At 67.8% G+C, this 15,734-nt stretch carries 14 protein-coding genes and 1 pseudogene; 6 read left to right on the top strand and 9 right to left on the bottom strand.

Translation table 11 applies throughout. From position 1 onward, the window contains the following. The first annotated feature begins 44 nt into the window (after positions 1 to 44). The 3 genes from ABZ195_RS08545 to ABZ195_RS08555 all read left to right on the top strand — a co-directional run bounded on the left by ABZ195_RS08545 (position 45) and on the right by ABZ195_RS08555 (position 3,977). Complete coding sequence (locus tag ABZ195_RS08545) at positions 45 to 1,535, top strand: gamma-aminobutyraldehyde dehydrogenase (protein WP_355216660.1); 1,491 nt, start codon at positions 45 to 47, stop codon at positions 1,533 to 1,535. 96 nt (positions 1,536 to 1,631) lie between these two features. Further along, positions 1,632 to 2,822, top strand: coding sequence for an enhanced intracellular survival protein Eis (locus ABZ195_RS08550; RefSeq protein ID WP_355216662.1), 1,191 nt, complete (start codon positions 1,632 to 1,634; stop codon positions 2,820 to 2,822). Between the two features lie 15 nt (positions 2,823 to 2,837). Beyond that, positions 2,838 to 3,977, top strand: a complete 1,140-nt coding sequence (locus ABZ195_RS08555; RefSeq protein ID WP_355216664.1) for an FAD-dependent oxidoreductase — start codon at positions 2,838 to 2,840, stop codon at positions 3,975 to 3,977. Positions 3,978 to 3,979: 2 nt separating this feature from the next. On the opposite strand, the gene ABZ195_RS08560 is transcribed toward ABZ195_RS08555, so the two are convergent. The 9 genes and pseudogenes from ABZ195_RS08560 to sdhC all read right to left on the bottom strand — a co-directional run bounded on the left by ABZ195_RS08560 (position 3,980) and on the right by sdhC (position 12,676). Continuing rightward, on the bottom strand, positions 3,980 to 4,840 hold the full coding sequence (locus ABZ195_RS08560; RefSeq protein WP_355216666.1) for a universal stress protein: 861 nt from the start codon (positions 4,838 to 4,840) through the stop codon (positions 3,980 to 3,982). A gap of 26 nt (positions 4,841 to 4,866) precedes the next feature. Then, complete coding sequence (locus ABZ195_RS08565) at positions 4,867 to 6,378, bottom strand: APC family permease (protein ID WP_355216667.1); 1,512 nt, start codon at positions 6,376 to 6,378, stop codon at positions 4,867 to 4,869. A 61-nt stretch (positions 6,379 to 6,439) separates the two neighbouring features. Beyond that, positions 6,440 to 8,146, bottom strand: coding sequence for an APC family permease (locus ABZ195_RS08570; protein WP_355216669.1), 1,707 nt, complete (start codon positions 8,144 to 8,146; stop codon positions 6,440 to 6,442). A gap of 311 nt (positions 8,147 to 8,457) precedes the next feature. Next, positions 8,458 to 8,652 carry a hypothetical protein gene (locus ABZ195_RS08575; RefSeq protein ID WP_355216670.1) on the bottom strand — a complete coding sequence of 65 codons (195 nt, stop codon included), beginning with the start codon at positions 8,650 to 8,652 and terminating at the stop codon, positions 8,458 to 8,460. 161 nt (positions 8,653 to 8,813) lie between these two features. Further along, positions 8,814 to 9,117: pseudogene (locus tag ABZ195_RS08580) on the bottom strand (carboxymuconolactone decarboxylase family protein); the annotation flags it as partial. After that, on the bottom strand, positions 9,118 to 9,903 hold the full coding sequence (locus ABZ195_RS08585) for a succinate dehydrogenase iron-sulfur subunit (protein ID WP_355216671.1): 786 nt from the start codon (positions 9,901 to 9,903) through the stop codon (positions 9,118 to 9,120). 95 nt (positions 9,904 to 9,998) lie between these two features. Continuing rightward, positions 9,999 to 11,753 (bottom strand): succinate dehydrogenase flavoprotein subunit, encoded by a 1,755-nt coding sequence (gene sdhA, locus ABZ195_RS08590; RefSeq protein WP_355216673.1) that lies wholly within the window; start codon positions 11,751 to 11,753, stop codon positions 9,999 to 10,001. Positions 11,754 to 11,771: 18 nt separating this feature from the next. Further along, the gene (locus tag ABZ195_RS08595; protein WP_355216675.1) at positions 11,772 to 12,254 is read right to left on the bottom strand and encodes a succinate dehydrogenase hydrophobic membrane anchor subunit; all 483 of its coding nucleotides are present in this window, start codon (positions 12,252 to 12,254) and stop codon (positions 11,772 to 11,774) included. Continuing rightward, positions 12,251 to 12,676: a succinate dehydrogenase, cytochrome b556 subunit gene (gene sdhC / locus ABZ195_RS08600; RefSeq protein WP_355216677.1), complete on the bottom strand. Its 426-nt coding sequence runs from the start codon at positions 12,674 to 12,676 to the stop codon at positions 12,251 to 12,253. The genes ABZ195_RS08595 and sdhC overlap by 4 nt, the downstream gene beginning before the upstream one ends. Before the next feature lie 245 nt (positions 12,677 to 12,921). Here sdhC and ABZ195_RS08605 point away from each other — a divergent pair, with 245 nt between their 5' ends. Genes ABZ195_RS08605 through ABZ195_RS08615 form a run of 3 tightly spaced genes read left to right on the top strand, consistent with a single transcriptional unit; the run spans position 12,922 to position 15,721 of the window. Further along, on the top strand, positions 12,922 to 13,326 hold the full coding sequence (locus ABZ195_RS08605; protein WP_355216679.1) for a cytidine deaminase: 405 nt from the start codon (positions 12,922 to 12,924) through the stop codon (positions 13,324 to 13,326). Beyond that, a complete protein-coding gene (locus tag ABZ195_RS08610) occupies positions 13,323 to 14,636 on the top strand; it encodes a thymidine phosphorylase (RefSeq protein ID WP_355216681.1) in 1,314 nt (437 codons plus the stop codon). The genes ABZ195_RS08605 and ABZ195_RS08610 overlap by 4 nt, the downstream gene beginning before the upstream one ends. Beyond that, positions 14,633 to 15,721, top strand: coding sequence for an adenosine deaminase (locus ABZ195_RS08615; protein WP_355216683.1), 1,089 nt, complete (start codon positions 14,633 to 14,635; stop codon positions 15,719 to 15,721). Before ABZ195_RS08610 ends, ABZ195_RS08615 begins: the two co-directional genes overlap by 4 nt. Positions 15,722 to 15,734 lie beyond the last annotated feature (13 nt).

Genomic DNA, 15,734 nt, shown 5'->3' on the forward strand with positions numbered 1-15,734 from the left:
GATATGCGTAGCTGGGCGGGGGAGGGTCGACTAGCTTGACAGTCATGACGATCGCGAGCAGTTGGATTGACGGTACCGAGGTGACGACGGGCGGCCAGGAACATCGAATCGTCGACCCGGCGACCGGAAACGTGGTTGCCGACCTCAACCTGGCGACCCCCGCCGACGTCGACGTCGCGGTGGCATCGGCCCGGGCGGCGCTGCCGGGCTGGGCCACCGCCACCCCCGCCGAGCGGTCCGCGGTGCTGGCCAAATTGGCCCATCTGGCCGGCGAACACTCCGAGGCGCTGGTGGCCGAGGAGGTCAGCCAGACCGGCAAGCCGGTGCGACTGGCGACGGAGTTCGACGTGCCGGGCAGCGTGGACAACATCGACTTCTTCGCCGGCGCGGCCCGCCATCTCGAGGGCAAGGCCACCGCGGAGTACTCCGCCGACCACACCTCCAGCATCCGGCGCGAGGCCATCGGCGTGGTCGCGACGATCACGCCGTGGAACTACCCGCTGCAGATGGCGGTCTGGAAGGTCATACCCGCGCTGGCCGCCGGATGCTCGGTGGTCATCAAGCCCGCCGAGGTCACCCCGCTGACGACGCTCGCGCTGGCACGTCTGGCCAGTGAGGCCGGCCTGCCCGACGGCGTGCTCAACGTGGTGACCGGCGCCGGTGGCGACGTCGGTACGGCGCTGGCCGGGCATCGCGACGTCGACCTGGTGACGTTCACCGGTTCGACGGCCGTCGGGCGCAAGGTGATGGCGGCCGCGGCCCAGCACGGGCACCGCACCCAACTCGAGCTCGGCGGCAAGGCACCATTCCTCGTCTTCGACGACGCCGACCTCGACGCCGCCGTCCACGGCGCGGTGGCGGCGTCGCTGATCAACACCGGACAGGACTGCACCGCCGCGACGCGGGCGATCGTGGCGCGCGACCTCTACGACGACTTCGTTGCCGGGGTCGGCGAACTGATGGCCAAGATCGTCGTCGGCGACCCGCACGACCCGGACACCGATCTCGGTCCGCTCATCACCGAGGCGCACCGGGCCAAGGTCGCCGGCATCGTCGAGCGTGCGACCGGCGAGGGCGGCCGCATCGTGACCGGCGGCATGGCCCCAGACCGGCCCGGTTCGTTCTACCGGCCCACCCTGATCGCCGACGTCGACGAACGCTCGGAGGTCTACCGCAGCGAGATCTTCGGCCCCGTCCTGGTGGCCCGGCCGTTCACCGACGACGACGACGGCATCCGGCAGGCCAACGACACGGAGTACGGGTTGGCGGCATCGGCGTGGACGCGTGACGTCTACCGCGCGCAACGGGCCTCGCGGGAGATTCACGCCGGCTGCGTGTGGATCAACGACCACATCCCGATCATCAGCGAGATGCCGCACGGGGGCGTCGGCGCGTCCGGCTTCGGCAAGGACATGAGCGACTACTCCTTCGAGGAGTACCTCACCATCAAGCACGTCATGAGCGACATCACCGCCAAGGCCGAAAAGGATTGGCACCGAATCATATTCACGAAGCGAAGCGGAGCTGAATCATGATGTCGGCCACGAAGCGAAGCGGAGCTGAATCATGATGTCGGCCACGAAGCGAAGCGGAGCTGAATCATGATGTCGGCCACGAAGCGAAGCTGAACCGTGACCGAGTTGGCGGTGCGCGACGCCACCGACGACGACTGGCCGGGGATAGCCCGGCTGACCGCAACCAGCTTCGGTTCCTACTGGCACCCCGAGACGTTCACCGCGTGGCGCACCTTGATGGTGGCCGGCAGCACGGTGGTCGTCGGCGACGGTGACGACGTGGTCGCGATGGCGCACTACCTGGACTTCACGCTGACCGTGCCGGGCGGGGCCACTCTGCCCGCCGCGGGTCTCACCTGGGTCGGGGTGGCCCCGACGCACCGGCGACGCGGTCTGCTCCGCGCGATGTACACCGAACTCCACGACCGGATCCGCTCCGCCGGCTACCCACTCGCGGTGCTGACGGCGTCCGAGGGTGGCATCTACGGCCGCTTCGGGTACGGGGCCGCCACCACCGAGACCACGCTGACGGTGGACCGGCGCTTCGCCCGCTTCCACACCGATCTGCCCGACCCGGGTGGGGTGCGCCTCGTCGCGCCGCGCGAGAACCGCGACCGTCTCGCCGAGGTCTACGACCGCTACCGACGGCGGACCCCCGGAGGCCTCGAACGGCCGACGCCGCTGTGGGACGACCTCCTCGCGGATTGGGAGGATTCGCGCGGCGGCGGCACGGCGTGGTTCTGTCTGCTGCATCCCGACGGGTACGTGCTCTACCGCAGCCATGGTCGGCCGAGAACCGTTCGCGTGGAGGAGTTCACGGCCGTTACGCCGGAGGCTCACGTCGCGCTCTGGCGCGCGCTGGTCGGCCTCGACCTGGTCGAGACGGTGACGGTGCGAAGCCACCCGGCCGACCCGTTGCCCTACTACTTCGACGACGCCAGAGTGGTGCGCACCACCGGTGCCGAAGACGAGCTGTGGGTGCGCATCATGGACGTGCCCGCGGCGCTGCAGGCCCGCACCTACGCTGCAGACCTCGACGTCGTCGTCGAGATCGATGACGGATTCCGGGGTGACGGCGGCACGTTCGCGTTGACGGTGCGCAACGGGCAGGCGACCTGCACGCCGACCGAGGCGCCCGCCGACATGACGATGGCGCTCGACGTGCTCGGCGGCCTCTACCTCGGCGTGCACTCCGCCCGCATGCTCGCGGCAGCCCACCGCATCCGCGGCGGCAGCGCCGAGCAGGTGGCCAGGGTGGACGCCGCATTGCGTAGCGACGTCGCCGCCCAGCTTGGCTTCCACTTCTGAAGGGCAGCAACGACGGTGAAGTGCATCGTGGTCGGTGCGGGCGCATGGGGTCTGCCCGCGGCGGCGGAGTTGGCCCGGCGCGGGCACGACGTCTGCCTCGTCGACCGGCACGGTCCGTTCAACGCCCTGTCGTCGTCGGTGGGCCCGACGCGGCTGTGGCGCCTGGCAGACCCCAATCCGGCACGGGTGCGGTTGGCGCGCCGCGGACTGGAGGCGATGCGGCGCCTCGCCGAGCGGGCGAACACCGAGGTGTTCCTCACCCGCGGGTTGCTGTGGCGCGACGACGTGTCGCTGACCGCGCTGCTTCGGACACTTGCCGGGCAGGACGTCGAGCACACCGAGGTGTCTGCGAGTGACGTCGGGCGGTTCTTTCCCGGACTGCGGCCCGACGGCCGCGATGCGGTATGGCAACCGGTGGCCGGCGTCGTCCTGGCCGAGACGTCGCTGCGAGCCCAGCTGGAATCATACTGCGGCACAACGCTGTTCGGCTACGACGTCGTCGACCTGGAAATGAGGCCGTCCGGTGTCCGGGTGTCCTTCGCCGGCGGACAGTTCGTCGACGCCGACGTCGCGGTGCTGGCGGCGGGCCCTGGCGCGGCCGGTCTGCTCGGCAACGTCGGCGTGCGCGTCGACCTGCACCCGTATCTCGAGCAGGTGGTGCACTTCGGCGATGCGGCCCATCCGCACTCGAGCGACGCGCTCCCCGGTCTGTTCGACGGGCCGACGGCCTCTCGGCCCGGTGTCTACGGCATGCCGACGCCGGGCCGCGGCTACAAGATCGGTCTCGACACTCCGCTTCGGGACTATCGACGATCCGACGAGAACCGGACGCCAGACCCCGGTCGTACCAATGCCATTCGTGACTACGTACGAGACGGGCTGTCGTCGGTCCCGACGGTGGTGCTCGACGAGCAGGTGTGCGTCTGGACCGACTCACCCGACGGCAGCTTCGTGGTCGACAGGCTGCCCGGTGGGGTGGTGTTCGCGTGCGGCGACTCCGGCGAGGGTTTCAAGTACTCGGCGTTGATGGGCGAGATCCTCGCCGACCTGGCGGAGGGCCGCACCCCCGACGACGACGTGGCGGCGTTGTCGATGGCGCGTTTCGCGGACGGAACACCGCAGCGGTCTGGTCCCCACGTGCTGGGCAGGCACTAGACCTAATCCTCGCGCGGAACCACCACCACCGGCACGTCCACGCCCGCCAAGATCCGCGCCGCCGTCGACCCGAGGAACAACCTCTTGGGGGCGGCGAACCGGCTCGACCCGATGACCAAGACGTCGGAGTCGTCCCAGTTGAGCTTCTTGAGTGCCGACTCGAGCGTCGCGCCGTCGGCAACCAGGGATTCGATCTCGGGTGCGTCGGGCAATGCGCGCGCGGCGAGGACGAGATTCGACTCGGCGGCCGTGACTTGGGCTTGCCGAACGTCTTTCGGGCTGTCCAGGTGGGCCATGTTCTCGCCGGACACCAGCGACAGCATGCGGATCGACACCCCGGCCGCGCTGGCGAGCGTGATGGCGAACGGCAGGGGGTTGTCGTCGCCGGCCTTCGTCGGGACCGCCGCGGTGATCGACGTGACGGCCGGCGGTGGGTCCTCGTGGTAGCCGCGCGGGGCGAGCGCGACCGGGATGGGGGAGCAGTGCAGCAGGGCGCCGGCCACGGAACCGATCACGTGCCCACCGAAGATGCCGTCCCGCGCGCCGCCGATCACGATGAGGTCGGAGTGCTTCTCCTCGGCGAAGGCGATCAATGTCTCCGAGTAGGACTCGCCCACCAGCACGTGCGCGGCAGCGGTCACGCCGACCTTGGCGAGGGCCGACACGGCCGAACCGATCCACTCCTCGCCCTTGCGCACGAGTAATTGCTGGTACTCGGCTCGGCCGGGGTGGCCGTCGGGGTACTCCTCGCGCACCACGAGCACGACGTCGACCGTCGCGTCGAACGTGTTGGCCAGTGCACCGGCCAACGCGATGCCGTCGTCGCCGGTCGGCGTTGCCAGGTAGCCCACGGTCAAGTGCATTGACGTTCACGGCCTTTCGAAGTACGTCAGAAGGTGTCGGGGACCTTGACCTCGGTGGAGGCGTTGAGCGTCTCCCCGCGGAAGAAGCGCTTGGTGCCAAACGCGAAGCACGCCAGCATCAGCGGAATGCCGAGCACCAGCATGCCGACGCCGAGCACGAAGACCCCGCCCAGTGGCCCGAAGGCGGTGTAGCCGTAGTCCGGGGCCATCATCTCGATTGCGCTGTAGACGAATGCCCACGTCATCGACAGAGCGCCCAGCAAGGGGAAGATGCCGCGAAAGAACAGGTTTCGCGCCGACGAGAAGAGCGTGCGGCGGAAGTACCACACACAGCTGTAGGCGGTGACGCCGTAGTAGAACGCGACGGCCAGGCCCAGTGAGGCCACCGAGTCGGCGAGGGCGTTCTCCGAGAGGAACGTCAGCACCAGGTAGAAGAACAGTGCCGCGCAACCCATCACGATGGTGCCGAACGCCGGGGTCATGTACTTGGGGTGCACGCTGGCGAAGCGCTTCGGGATGGCTTCGTAGACCGCCATCGACAGCGTTCCCCGCGCCGTCGGCAGGATCGTGGTCTGGGTGGAGGACAGCGCCGACACGGCGACGGTGAGCAGCAGCAGTGACGCGACGACGCTGCCGGCCACCGGCTCGCCGAGCACGGTCAGGACGTCGTCGGTGTTGTTGGGGTTGTTGAGTCCGATTCCGACGTCACTGAACCCGGCGAAGGACTGGATCGCGTAGGCCACCAGGACGTAGGTGCACACCAGGATCAGCGTCGTGATGACGGCCGCGATGCCCGGCGTCTTACCGGGGTCCTTGGTCTCCTCGCCGACCGCGAGGCAGGCGTCCCAGCCCCAGTAGATGAAGATGCACAGGATGATCGCGGCCGCGATCGACGACAGGTCCAGACCGCCAGGCCAGAGCCAGGACAGCTGCGGTGTGATCGCCTGGGCCCCGGCGTTTCCGGCGAACACCCGGACCAACGCAAAGATGCTGACGATGATCAGCACTCCGAACTGCACGGCGATGAGGACGTTCTGCATGCGCTCCGACACGGCGACGCCGCGGGCGCTGACCAACGTCATCGCGACGATGAAGAACGAGCCGAGAAGCACCTTGGACCACAGGTTGTCGGCGAGCTCGTCGAGCCCGAGGAACCGGTACAGGTAGATCGCGGCCACCTCGGCGACGTTGGCCAGCACGATGATCGCCGACACGGCCAGGCCCCAGCCGCCGATCCAACCGATCCACGGGCCGAAGGCCTTGGTGCCCCAGGTGAACGTCGTGCCGCAGTCGGGGGTGTCCTGGGACAGTTCCTTGTAACCGAACGCGACCAACAGCATCGGGATGAACGCCAGCACGAACATCGCGGGCGCCTTCTCCCCGACGGCGAGCACGACGTATCCCAGCGTCGCGGCCAGGCTGTAGGCCGGCGCCACCGCGGCCAGTCCGATGACGACGTTTCCGACCAGACCGAGCGCCCCGGACTGCAGGCCCTTGCTCCCCGTGACCGGACCTGCCGTGGGTTCCGCGATAGCCATGTGAGGCAATATACGGTTCTGCGAACCGCCTGGCTGACTACTGCGAAATTCCTGTGAGCGATCAGTTCGTGCTGGTGAACTCCTCGCCCGTGGACGGGTCGACGGCACGCTCGCCCCGGGGCAGGTTCGACAAGTCGGGTGAGATGACCGTCGGCATGTCGCCGGAGTCGGGCAGGCCGAAGCGCGCCACCGACCCGACGGCGGGCTCGAGCAGCAGATCCGCACGGCGGGGCAGGGTTTGCCCCTTGAAGAAGCTCGGCGACAGCGCCCACCACACGAACATCATCACGACCCCGAGCACGAGCGCGCCGATGCCGACCACGGCCACTGCGCCGAAGCCCAGGATCGTCACGTTGTTCCCGTCGTCGTCGACGAGGTAGTCGGCCTTGGAGTAGGAGATCAAGCCGTAGGCGAAGACGACCGTCAGCATGATGGCCCCCAGGAGGGGGACCACGCCGCGCATCATGAAGTCACGCGCCGAGGTGGTCAACGTCTTGCGGTAGTACCAGACGCACGCGTAGCCGGTCATCCCGTAGTAGAACGCGATCATCAGGCCGACCGATCCGATGAGGGCCAGCAGCAGGCTGCTGCTGATGAGGGTGAAGAGCACGTAGAAGAATATCGACACCGCACCCATCACGATCGTGGAGACCGTCGGGGTCAGGTACTTGCGGTGAATCTTGGCGAACGACGTCGGCAGGGCCTTGTAGACGCCCATCGAGAGCGTGGTCCTGGCGGTCGGCAGGATCGTCGTCTGGGTCGAGGCCGAGGCCGAGGTCAGGATCGTCGCCGACAGGGCGAGCAGTCCGATGTGGCCGATGACGCTGTCGCCGAACAGGGCGGGGCCGATGGCGGCGAACACGTCGGCCGAGTTGTCCGGATTGCCTAGTCCCGCATCGGTTTCCCCGACCCCGGCGAAGGCGACCGCGGCCACGGTCACGATGGCGTAGGTGGCCAGCAGCAGGAACGTCGAGAGCACCGCGGCCCTGCCCGGGGTGGTGCCGGGGTCGTCGGACTCCTCGTTGCAGGCCACGGCGGTGTCCCAGCCCCAGTAGATGAAGATCGCGATCAGGATGGCGGGGGCGATGACGGTGCCGAAGTCCAGGCCGCCGGGCCAGAACCACGACAGCGACGGGTGGATCGACTCGGGCAGCGCGTGGCTCGTGTAGACCTTCACCAGGGCGTAGATGGAGATGACGACCAGGATGATGACTTCGAAGCCCAGCAGGAAGTACTGCAGGCGCGCCGACACCTCGATACCGCGATAGCAGATGTAGGTCATGACGGCGATCCAGATGACGCCGGCCACGGTCGACCACAGGGTGCTGTTGGCGAGGTCGGCTGCGGCCGACCAGCCGAGGTCTCCGACGAAGGTGAACGAGTAGGCCCCGGCGATCTGCGCCAGGTTGGCCATCACGATGACGTCGGCGGCGATGATGCCCCAGCCACCCATCCAGCCGATGAGCGGACCGAAGGCCCGCGACGCCCAGGTAAACGTCGTCCCGCAGTCGGGTTCGGCCTTGTTGAGTTCCTGGTAGGCCACCGCGATCAGGTAGATCGGCACGAAGGCCAGCAGGACGATCGACGCCGCCTTGACCCCTGCGCCGCTGGCGACGATCAGACCCAGGACGGCCGCGAGACTGTAGGCGGGGGCCGTCGACGCCATGCCGACCACGACGCTGGAGAGGAGCCCGAGCGAGCCCCCCTTGAGACCCTTGCTGTCGACCGTCCCGGCGGTCCCCGAACTACCCGTGTCGACCGCGGTCATCTCGCATCTCCCTCGTTCTAGCCATGACGAACTGTTGGAGAATACGGTTTCAGTCGTCAAACCGCTCGATGACGACGAAATTAGTACTCACAGGTACCTCACAGACACGGATTCGTGTGTGCGCCGGCAACGCGCAACGGTTTGCTGGTCGTCGTCGCGGTTCGCGGTCACTCTGCTGACCTGGTGAGCATCGCCGCGCGGAGCGAGGAGTTCGAGGCCTTGCGGACGGCCACCCCGCCACCTCATCGCGTGTGCTGTGGGATCCGACGATTCACGTCGATCGCGATCTCACAGCACACGCGATGAGTGAGTCAGAGGGCCAGTACGCCGAGGACGGCGCCGAGTGCCCCGCCCGCGACGAGCAGGATCGGCAGGCACGCCAGCACCTTCATCCACGTGGGCGCCTCGGGACCCGTCGTATGGGTGACGTCGCCGAATTCGAGCTTCGGATACGTCTCCCAAATCCTCATCGGCTTGATGCGTCCCGGGATGAGCTGCCCGTCCATTCGTTCACGTCGGCGGTCACGGGTCCGGGCAGCCCGGGAATCGCCAGCGGTGCGGTCTGCATGCGATGGTTGTATCACGCCGCCCGTGGGGCTGGATCACCGCAATCACGTTGCGCGACGTGGGCTTTGAGCATGGTGCCGGTGGCGATTCGGCCCATGACTCCGGCGTCGCCCAACCGCCGGCGCAGATCGGCGAACTGTTCGTCGGTGACGAGATGCGGGTCGGTGAACAGCAGTGAGGTGGCGTCGAGCCCGTCCATCCGGATCGGCTATCGCGCCGAAGTCGACGCACCAGGAGCAGCCGACCGCGAGGGCGGTCCGGTAGACCGCGACCTGGACGTTGGCGGGCAGGGTGGTCGAGCCGCGCTCCAGCAGTGTCTCGTGCACGGCCTTGGCGACGAGCAGTCTCGTGTGGTGGGCGCCGACGGCGAACGGCACGGGCACTCCAGCGAAGCGGCGCTTGGACTAGCGGGCGAACATCAACGCGCGCTTGACCTCTTGGATCGCCTTGGTGACCTGGATGCCGCGGGGGCACGACTCGGTGCAGTTGAAGGTGGTCCGGCAGCGCCACACCCCGTCGACCTCGTTGAGGATGTCTAGCCGTTCGGCGGCCGCCTCGTCGCGGCTGTCGAAGATGAACCGGTGGGCGTTGACGATGGCGGCGGGCCCGAAGTAGGAGCCCTCGTTCCAGAACACCGGGCAACTCGTCGTGCAGCAGGCACACAGGATGCACTTGGTGGTGTCGTCGTAGCGGGCGCGGTCGGTCTGGCTCTGAATCCGTTCGCGCGTGGGCTCGTTGCCGCTGGTGATGAGAAACGGCTTGACCGCACGGAACGCGTCGAAGAACGGCTCCATGTCGACGACGAGGTCCTTCTCCACGGGCAGTCCGCGAATGGGCTCGATCGTGATGGTCAGCTGCTTGCCGGGCTTCTTCGGCAGCATGTCGCGCATCAGCACCTTGCATGCCAGGCGGTTGACGCCGTTGATGCGCATGGCGTCGGAGCCGCACACCCCGTGCGCGCACGACCGGCGGAAGGTCAGCGTGCCGTCGAGGTACCACTTCGCGTAGTGCAGCAGGTTGAGCAAACGGTCGGTCGGCAGGCACGGAACGCGGAAGCTCTGAAAGCCTGCGCCGTCGGGATCGTCGGGGTTGAACCGGGCGATCTTCAGGGTGACCATGACGGCACCCTCGGGGACCGGCGGCGTCTCGGAGTCGCCGGTGTCGGGCTTGTCGAGAGTCGGTGCGCTCATCAGTGTCCTCGCTTCTTCGCGCAAGCGCTCATCAGTGTCCTCGCTTCTTCGCGCAAGCGCTCATCAGCGTCCTCGCTTCTTCGCGCAAGCGCTCATCAGTACTTCCGTTCCATCGGCTCGTAGCGCGTCTGCACGACCGGCTTGTAGTCCAACCGGATCTCGCTCAGCAGGTCGGTGCCCTGCTTGTAGGCCATGGTGTGACGCATGTAGTTGGTGTCGTCGCGGTTCGGGTAGTCCTCGCGGGCGTGGCCGCCGCGGGACTCCTTGCGATTCAGCGCGCCCACCACGGTGACCTCGGCCAGCTCCAGCAGGAAGCCGAGTTCGATGGCTTCGAGCAGGTCGCTGTTGTAGCGCTTGCCCTTGTCCTGCACGGTGATTCGGGCGTACCGCTCCTTGAAGCCGTGGATGTCGGTCAGCGCCTGCTTGAGGGTCTCCTCGGTGCGGAACACCGCGGCGTTGTTGTCCATCGACTGCTGCAGGGCGCCGCGGATGTCGGCGACGCGCTCGTTGCCGTGCTCGGAGAGGATGTCTCCGACCCATTCGGTGACCATGTTCGCCGGGGTCTCCGGCATGTCGACGAAGTCGTGGCCCAGCGCGTAGCTGGCCGCGGCGATGCCGGCCCGGCGACCGAAGACGTTGATGTCCAGCAGCGAGTTGGTGCCCAGGCGGTTCGAGCCGTGCACCGAGACGCACGCGCACTCGCCGGCGGCGTAGAGGCCGGGCACGATCGAGTCGTTGTCGCGCAGCACCTGTCCGTTGACCGTGGTCGGAATGCCGCCCATCACGTAGTGGCACGTCGGGTAGACCGGCACCAGTTCGGTGACGGGGTCGACGCCCAGGTAGGTCCGGGCGAACTCGGTGATGTCGGGGAGCTTCGCCTCCAGGACGTCGGCGCCCAGGTGGCGGACGTCGATGTAGACGTAGTCCTTGTTGGGGCCGGCGCCGCGGCCCTCGAGCACCTCGAGCACCATCGACCGCGCCACGATGTCGCGGGGGGCGAGGTCGACGATGGTCGGGGCGTAGCGCTCCATGAAGCGTTCGCCGTCGGCGTTGAGCAGCCGGCCGCCCTCGCCGCGCACCGCCTCGGAGATCAGGATTCCGAGCCCGGCCAGTCCGGTCGGGTGGAACTGGTGAAACTCCATGTCCTCCAAGGGGAGTCCCTTGCGGAAGACGATGCCGAGCCCGTCACCGGTCAGGGTGTGGGCGTTGGAGGTGGTCTTGTACATCCGGCCCGAGCCACCGGTGGCGAACACGATCGCCTTGGCGTGGAAGACGTGGATGTCGCCGCTGGACAGTTCGTAGGCCACGATGCCGGTGGCCACGGGTCCGCCGGGGGTGTCGGACATGATGAGGTCCAGCGCGTAGAACTCGTTGAAGAATTCGACGTCGTGCTTGACGCAGTTTTGGTACAGCGTCTGAAGGATCATGTGGCCGGTGCGGTCGGCGGCGTAACAGGCGCGGCGGACCGGGGCCTTGCCGTGGTCACGGGTATGCCCGCCGAACCGGCGCTGGTCGATGCGGCCCTCGGGCGTGCGGTTGAACGGCATGCCCATCTTCTCGAGGTCGTAGACCGCGTCGATGGCCTCCTTGCACATGATCTCCACGGCGTCCTGGTCGGCGAGGTAGTCGCCGCCCTTGACGGTGTCGAAGGTGTGCCACTCCCAGTTGTCTTCCTCGACGTTGGCCAGCGCGGCGCACATGCCGCCCTGGGCCGCGCCGGTATGGCTGCGGGTCGGGTACAGCTTGGTCAGCACGGCGGTCCGCACGCGCGGTCCCGCCTCGACCGCTGCGCGCATCCCCGCGCCGCCCGCACCCACGATGACGACGTCGTATCGGTGTTCGATCAGCATTGCGTGAACCCCTCTAACTCAGGAAATGTTTGCGTCGAAGGTCAACAGCACGTAAGTGCCGAGCACGATCGTGAAGAGCATCGACAGGCCGAGCAGGGTGTTCAGCCAGAACTTGGTCGTGTCCTTGCGGGCGTAGTCGTTGATGATCGTCCGCATGCCGTTGCCGCCGTGCAGCTGCGCCAGCCACAGCAACAACAGGTCCCAGGTCTGCCAGAACGGTGAGGCCCAGCGCTGTGCGACGTAGTTGAAGTCGATCCGGTAGACGCCGCCGTCCCAGAGCAGGCCGATGAAGAGGTGGCCAAGGGCCAGCACCACGAGGACGACGCCGGAGAAGCGCATGAAGAGCCAGGCGTACTTCTCGAAGTTCGGCATCGCGCTGCGGCCCCGTGGCGAGCGGGGGTTGTCCAGGCCGGCGGGCCGGTCGTAGCTGCGCTGCATGACCGGCGCCGGGCCGCCGCGCTCGCTGACGTGGTCGTACGGGTTCTCGCGTGAGGGGCTCATAGGAAACGCTCCGCCATGTGCATGCCCATCACTCCGAGGGCGACGATGAAGACGCTGATCCACACGCCGAGGACTATCCAGAGCATCAGGCGCTGGTACTTCGGGCCGTTCTGCCAGAAGTCGATGAGGATGATCCGGATGCCGTTGAGTGCGTGGAAGAGCACCGCGACGACCAGACCCATCTCCATGAGGCCGATGATCGGCGTCTTGTAGGTGTCGATGATCGCGTTGTAGGCCTCGGGGCTGACGCGCACGAGCGCCGTGTCGAGCACGTGGACGAAGAGGAAGAAGAAGATCGTCGCGCCCGTCACGCGGTGCAGCACCCACGACCACATGCCGGGGTCCCCGCGATAGAGGGTGCGGCGTTTCGTCGGCGACGACCGCGGGGCGGGTGTCGCGGAATCCGCTGTTGTCTGCGTCACGTTCGAGTACTCACTTCCGCGCCTCCAACACCTTCGGTGGACGGTCGGGGAGACGGCGGGTCGATGCTGCCAATTCGTGCCCCATACCTGCTTGTGACTCTAATGCCAGTAAGTGCATGTAAAGAACCGGCGTGAGACCGTTGATTGCCCTGATACCACGGAAATTAGGGTGACCTAATCGGATTCGCGACGACGGGACTGGAGCTTCTAGATGCGTTCAGAAATGCGGCATTGGCCTGGGTGCGATGCCTGATTTCGATTGGAAGACGTTGCGCGACAAGGCAATCGACGTCTCAAGGGAGGCGTATGCACCCTATTCCGGCTTCCCGGTCGGGGCCGCGGCGGTGACGACCGATGGCCGACTCTTGGCCGGATGCAATGTGGAAAATGTCTCATATGGGTTAGGACTTTGCGCCGAGTGTTCGGTGGTCTGCGCGCTGCACTCCACCGGCGGCGGACGGTTGGCCGCTCTCGTCTGCGTCGACGCCGACGGCAATCTGCTCATGCCCTGTGGCCGGTGCCGACAACTCCTGCTCGAACATGGCGGACCCGACATGCTCGTCGACCACCCCTCGGGCCCCCGGCCGCTGCGCGATCTGCTGCCCGATGCCTTCGGTCCCGACGACCTCGCGAGGGTCGGATCACGATGACGGGGTTCGACTTCGACGCCCCGACCGTGATCCGCACCAAACGAGACGGCGGCGTGCTCTCCGACGCGGCGATCGACTGGGTGATCGCGAACTACACCAGCGGGGTGGTGCACGACGAGCAGATGTCCGCACTGCTCATGGCGATCTTCCTGCGCGGGATGAGCGCGGGTGAGATCGCCCGCTGGACCGCGGCGATGATCGATTCCGGCGAGCGTTTCGACTTCGGCGACCTCCGGCACGACGGCAAGCCGCTGAGGTTGGTCGACAAGCACTCCACCGGAGGGGTCGGCGACAAGATCACCATCCCGTTGGTGCCGGTCGTCATGGCCTGCGGGGCGGCGGTGCCGCAGGCGGCGGGGCGGGGGCTCGGCCACACCGGCGGCACCCTGGACAAGCTGGAGGCGATCGCGGGCTTCACCGCCGAACTGTCCAAAGACCGGATCCGCCAACAGCTTCAGGACCTCGGTGCGGCGATCTTCGCGGCGGGGGACCTGGCGCCCGCCGACCGCAAGATCTACGCCCTGCGCGACGTGACGGCGACCACCGAGTCGTTGCCGCTGATCGCCAGTTCGGTGATGAGCAAGAAGCTCGCCGAGGGCGCTGACGCGCTCGTGTTGGACACCAAGGTCGGCCGGGGTGCCTTCCTCACCTCCGAGGACGAGGCCCGGCAGCTGGCCGCGACGATGGTCGAACTCGGCCGGGCCAGCGGAGTCGACACCCGCGCACTGCTGACCGACATGGACCGGCCGCTGGGCCTGACGGTCGGCAACGCCGTCGAGGTCGCCGAATCCCTCGACGTGCTGGCCGGCGGCGGCCCCTCCGACGTCGTCGAGCTCACCGTGACCCTGGCCCGCGAGATGCTCGACGCGGCTGGCGTCGACGGCGTCGACCCTGCGCAGACCCTGCGCGACGGCACGGCCATGGACTGCTTCCGCGCGCTCGTCGAGGCCCAGGGCGGCGATCTCTCGCAGCCGCTGCCGGTCGGCGCGCACGCGGAGACGGTGACCGCACCCCGGGGTGGCACGATGGGCGACATCGACGCGATGGCGGTGGGTCTGGCGGTGTGGCGGCTCGGTGCGGGCCGTTCGACACCTGGTGGTCGGGTTCAGTTCGGCGCGGGCGTGCGGATGCACCGCAGGCCCGGTGATCCCGTCTCCGCCGGCGAGACGCTCTTCACTCTCTACACCGACACCCCGGAGCGCTTCGCCGGCGCGCTGGCCGAACTCGACGGCGGCTGGACCGTCGCAGACGAGGCTCCCGAGGTGCGCCCCCTGATCATCGACCGCATCACCCGAGGAGGGAATTCATGACGACGCCGTTGACGCTCGAGAACATCCAGCGCGCCCCCAAGGCCCTGCTGCACGACCACCTCGACGGTGGCCTGCGGCCGGCGACGGTGGTGGAACTGGCCGACGAGTTCGGGTACGACGGGTTGCCCACCACCGACGTCGGCGAGCTCGCCACCTTCTTCCGAACCGCCGCCCACAGTGGCTCGTTGGTCCGGTACCTGGAGCCGTTCGCCCACACGGTCGGGGTGATGCAGACCCCGGAGGCGTTGCACCGCGTGGCCTTCGAGTGCGTCGAGGACCTCGCGGCCGACTCGGTGGTCTACGCCGAGGTGCGCTTCGCCCCCGAACTGCACATCGACGGCGGGCTCTCGCTCGACGCGGTCGTCGACGCGGTGCTGGCCGGTTTCGCCGACGGGGAGAAGGCGGCGGCTGCGGCCGGCAAGACGATCACGGTGCGCTGCCTGGTGACCGCGATGAGGCACGCGGCCCGCTCGCGAGAGATCGCCGAGCTCGCCATCCGGTTCCGCGACCAGGGCGTCGTCGGGTTCGACATCGCCGGCGCCGAAGCGGGGTACCCGCCCACGCGGCACCTGGATGCCTTCGAGTACATGCGGAACAACAACGCCCGCTTCACCATTCACGCTGGCGAGGCCTTCGGGCTGCCCTCCATCCAGGAGGCGATCGCGTTCTGCGGCGCCGACCGGCTGGGCCACGGCGTGCGCATCGTCGACGACATCACCGTCCACGACGACAGCGACGCCACCCTGGGCAGGCTGGCGTCGCTTTTGCGGGACAAGCGGATTCCCCTCGAGCTGTGCCCGTCGTCGAACGTGCAGACCGGAGCCGTCGCGAGCATCGCCGAGCACCCGTTCGCCCTGCTGGCCAGGCTGCGCTTCAGGGTGACGGTCAACACCGACAACCGGTTGATGAGCGACACCACGATGAGCCAGGAGATGCTGCGCCTCGTCGAGGCGTTCGGCTACGGCTGGAGCGACCTCGAGCGGTTCACCATCAACGCGATGAAGTCGTCGTTCATCCCGTTCCGGGAACGGCTGACGCTCATCGACGACGTCATCAAACCGCGGTACGCCGTCCTGATCGGCTAGAGCGATTCGTGGA

Source organism: Mycobacterium sp. NPDC006124 (assembly GCF_040614235.1).
Taxonomy (GTDB): domain Bacteria; phylum Actinomycetota; class Actinomycetes; order Mycobacteriales; family Mycobacteriaceae; genus Mycobacterium.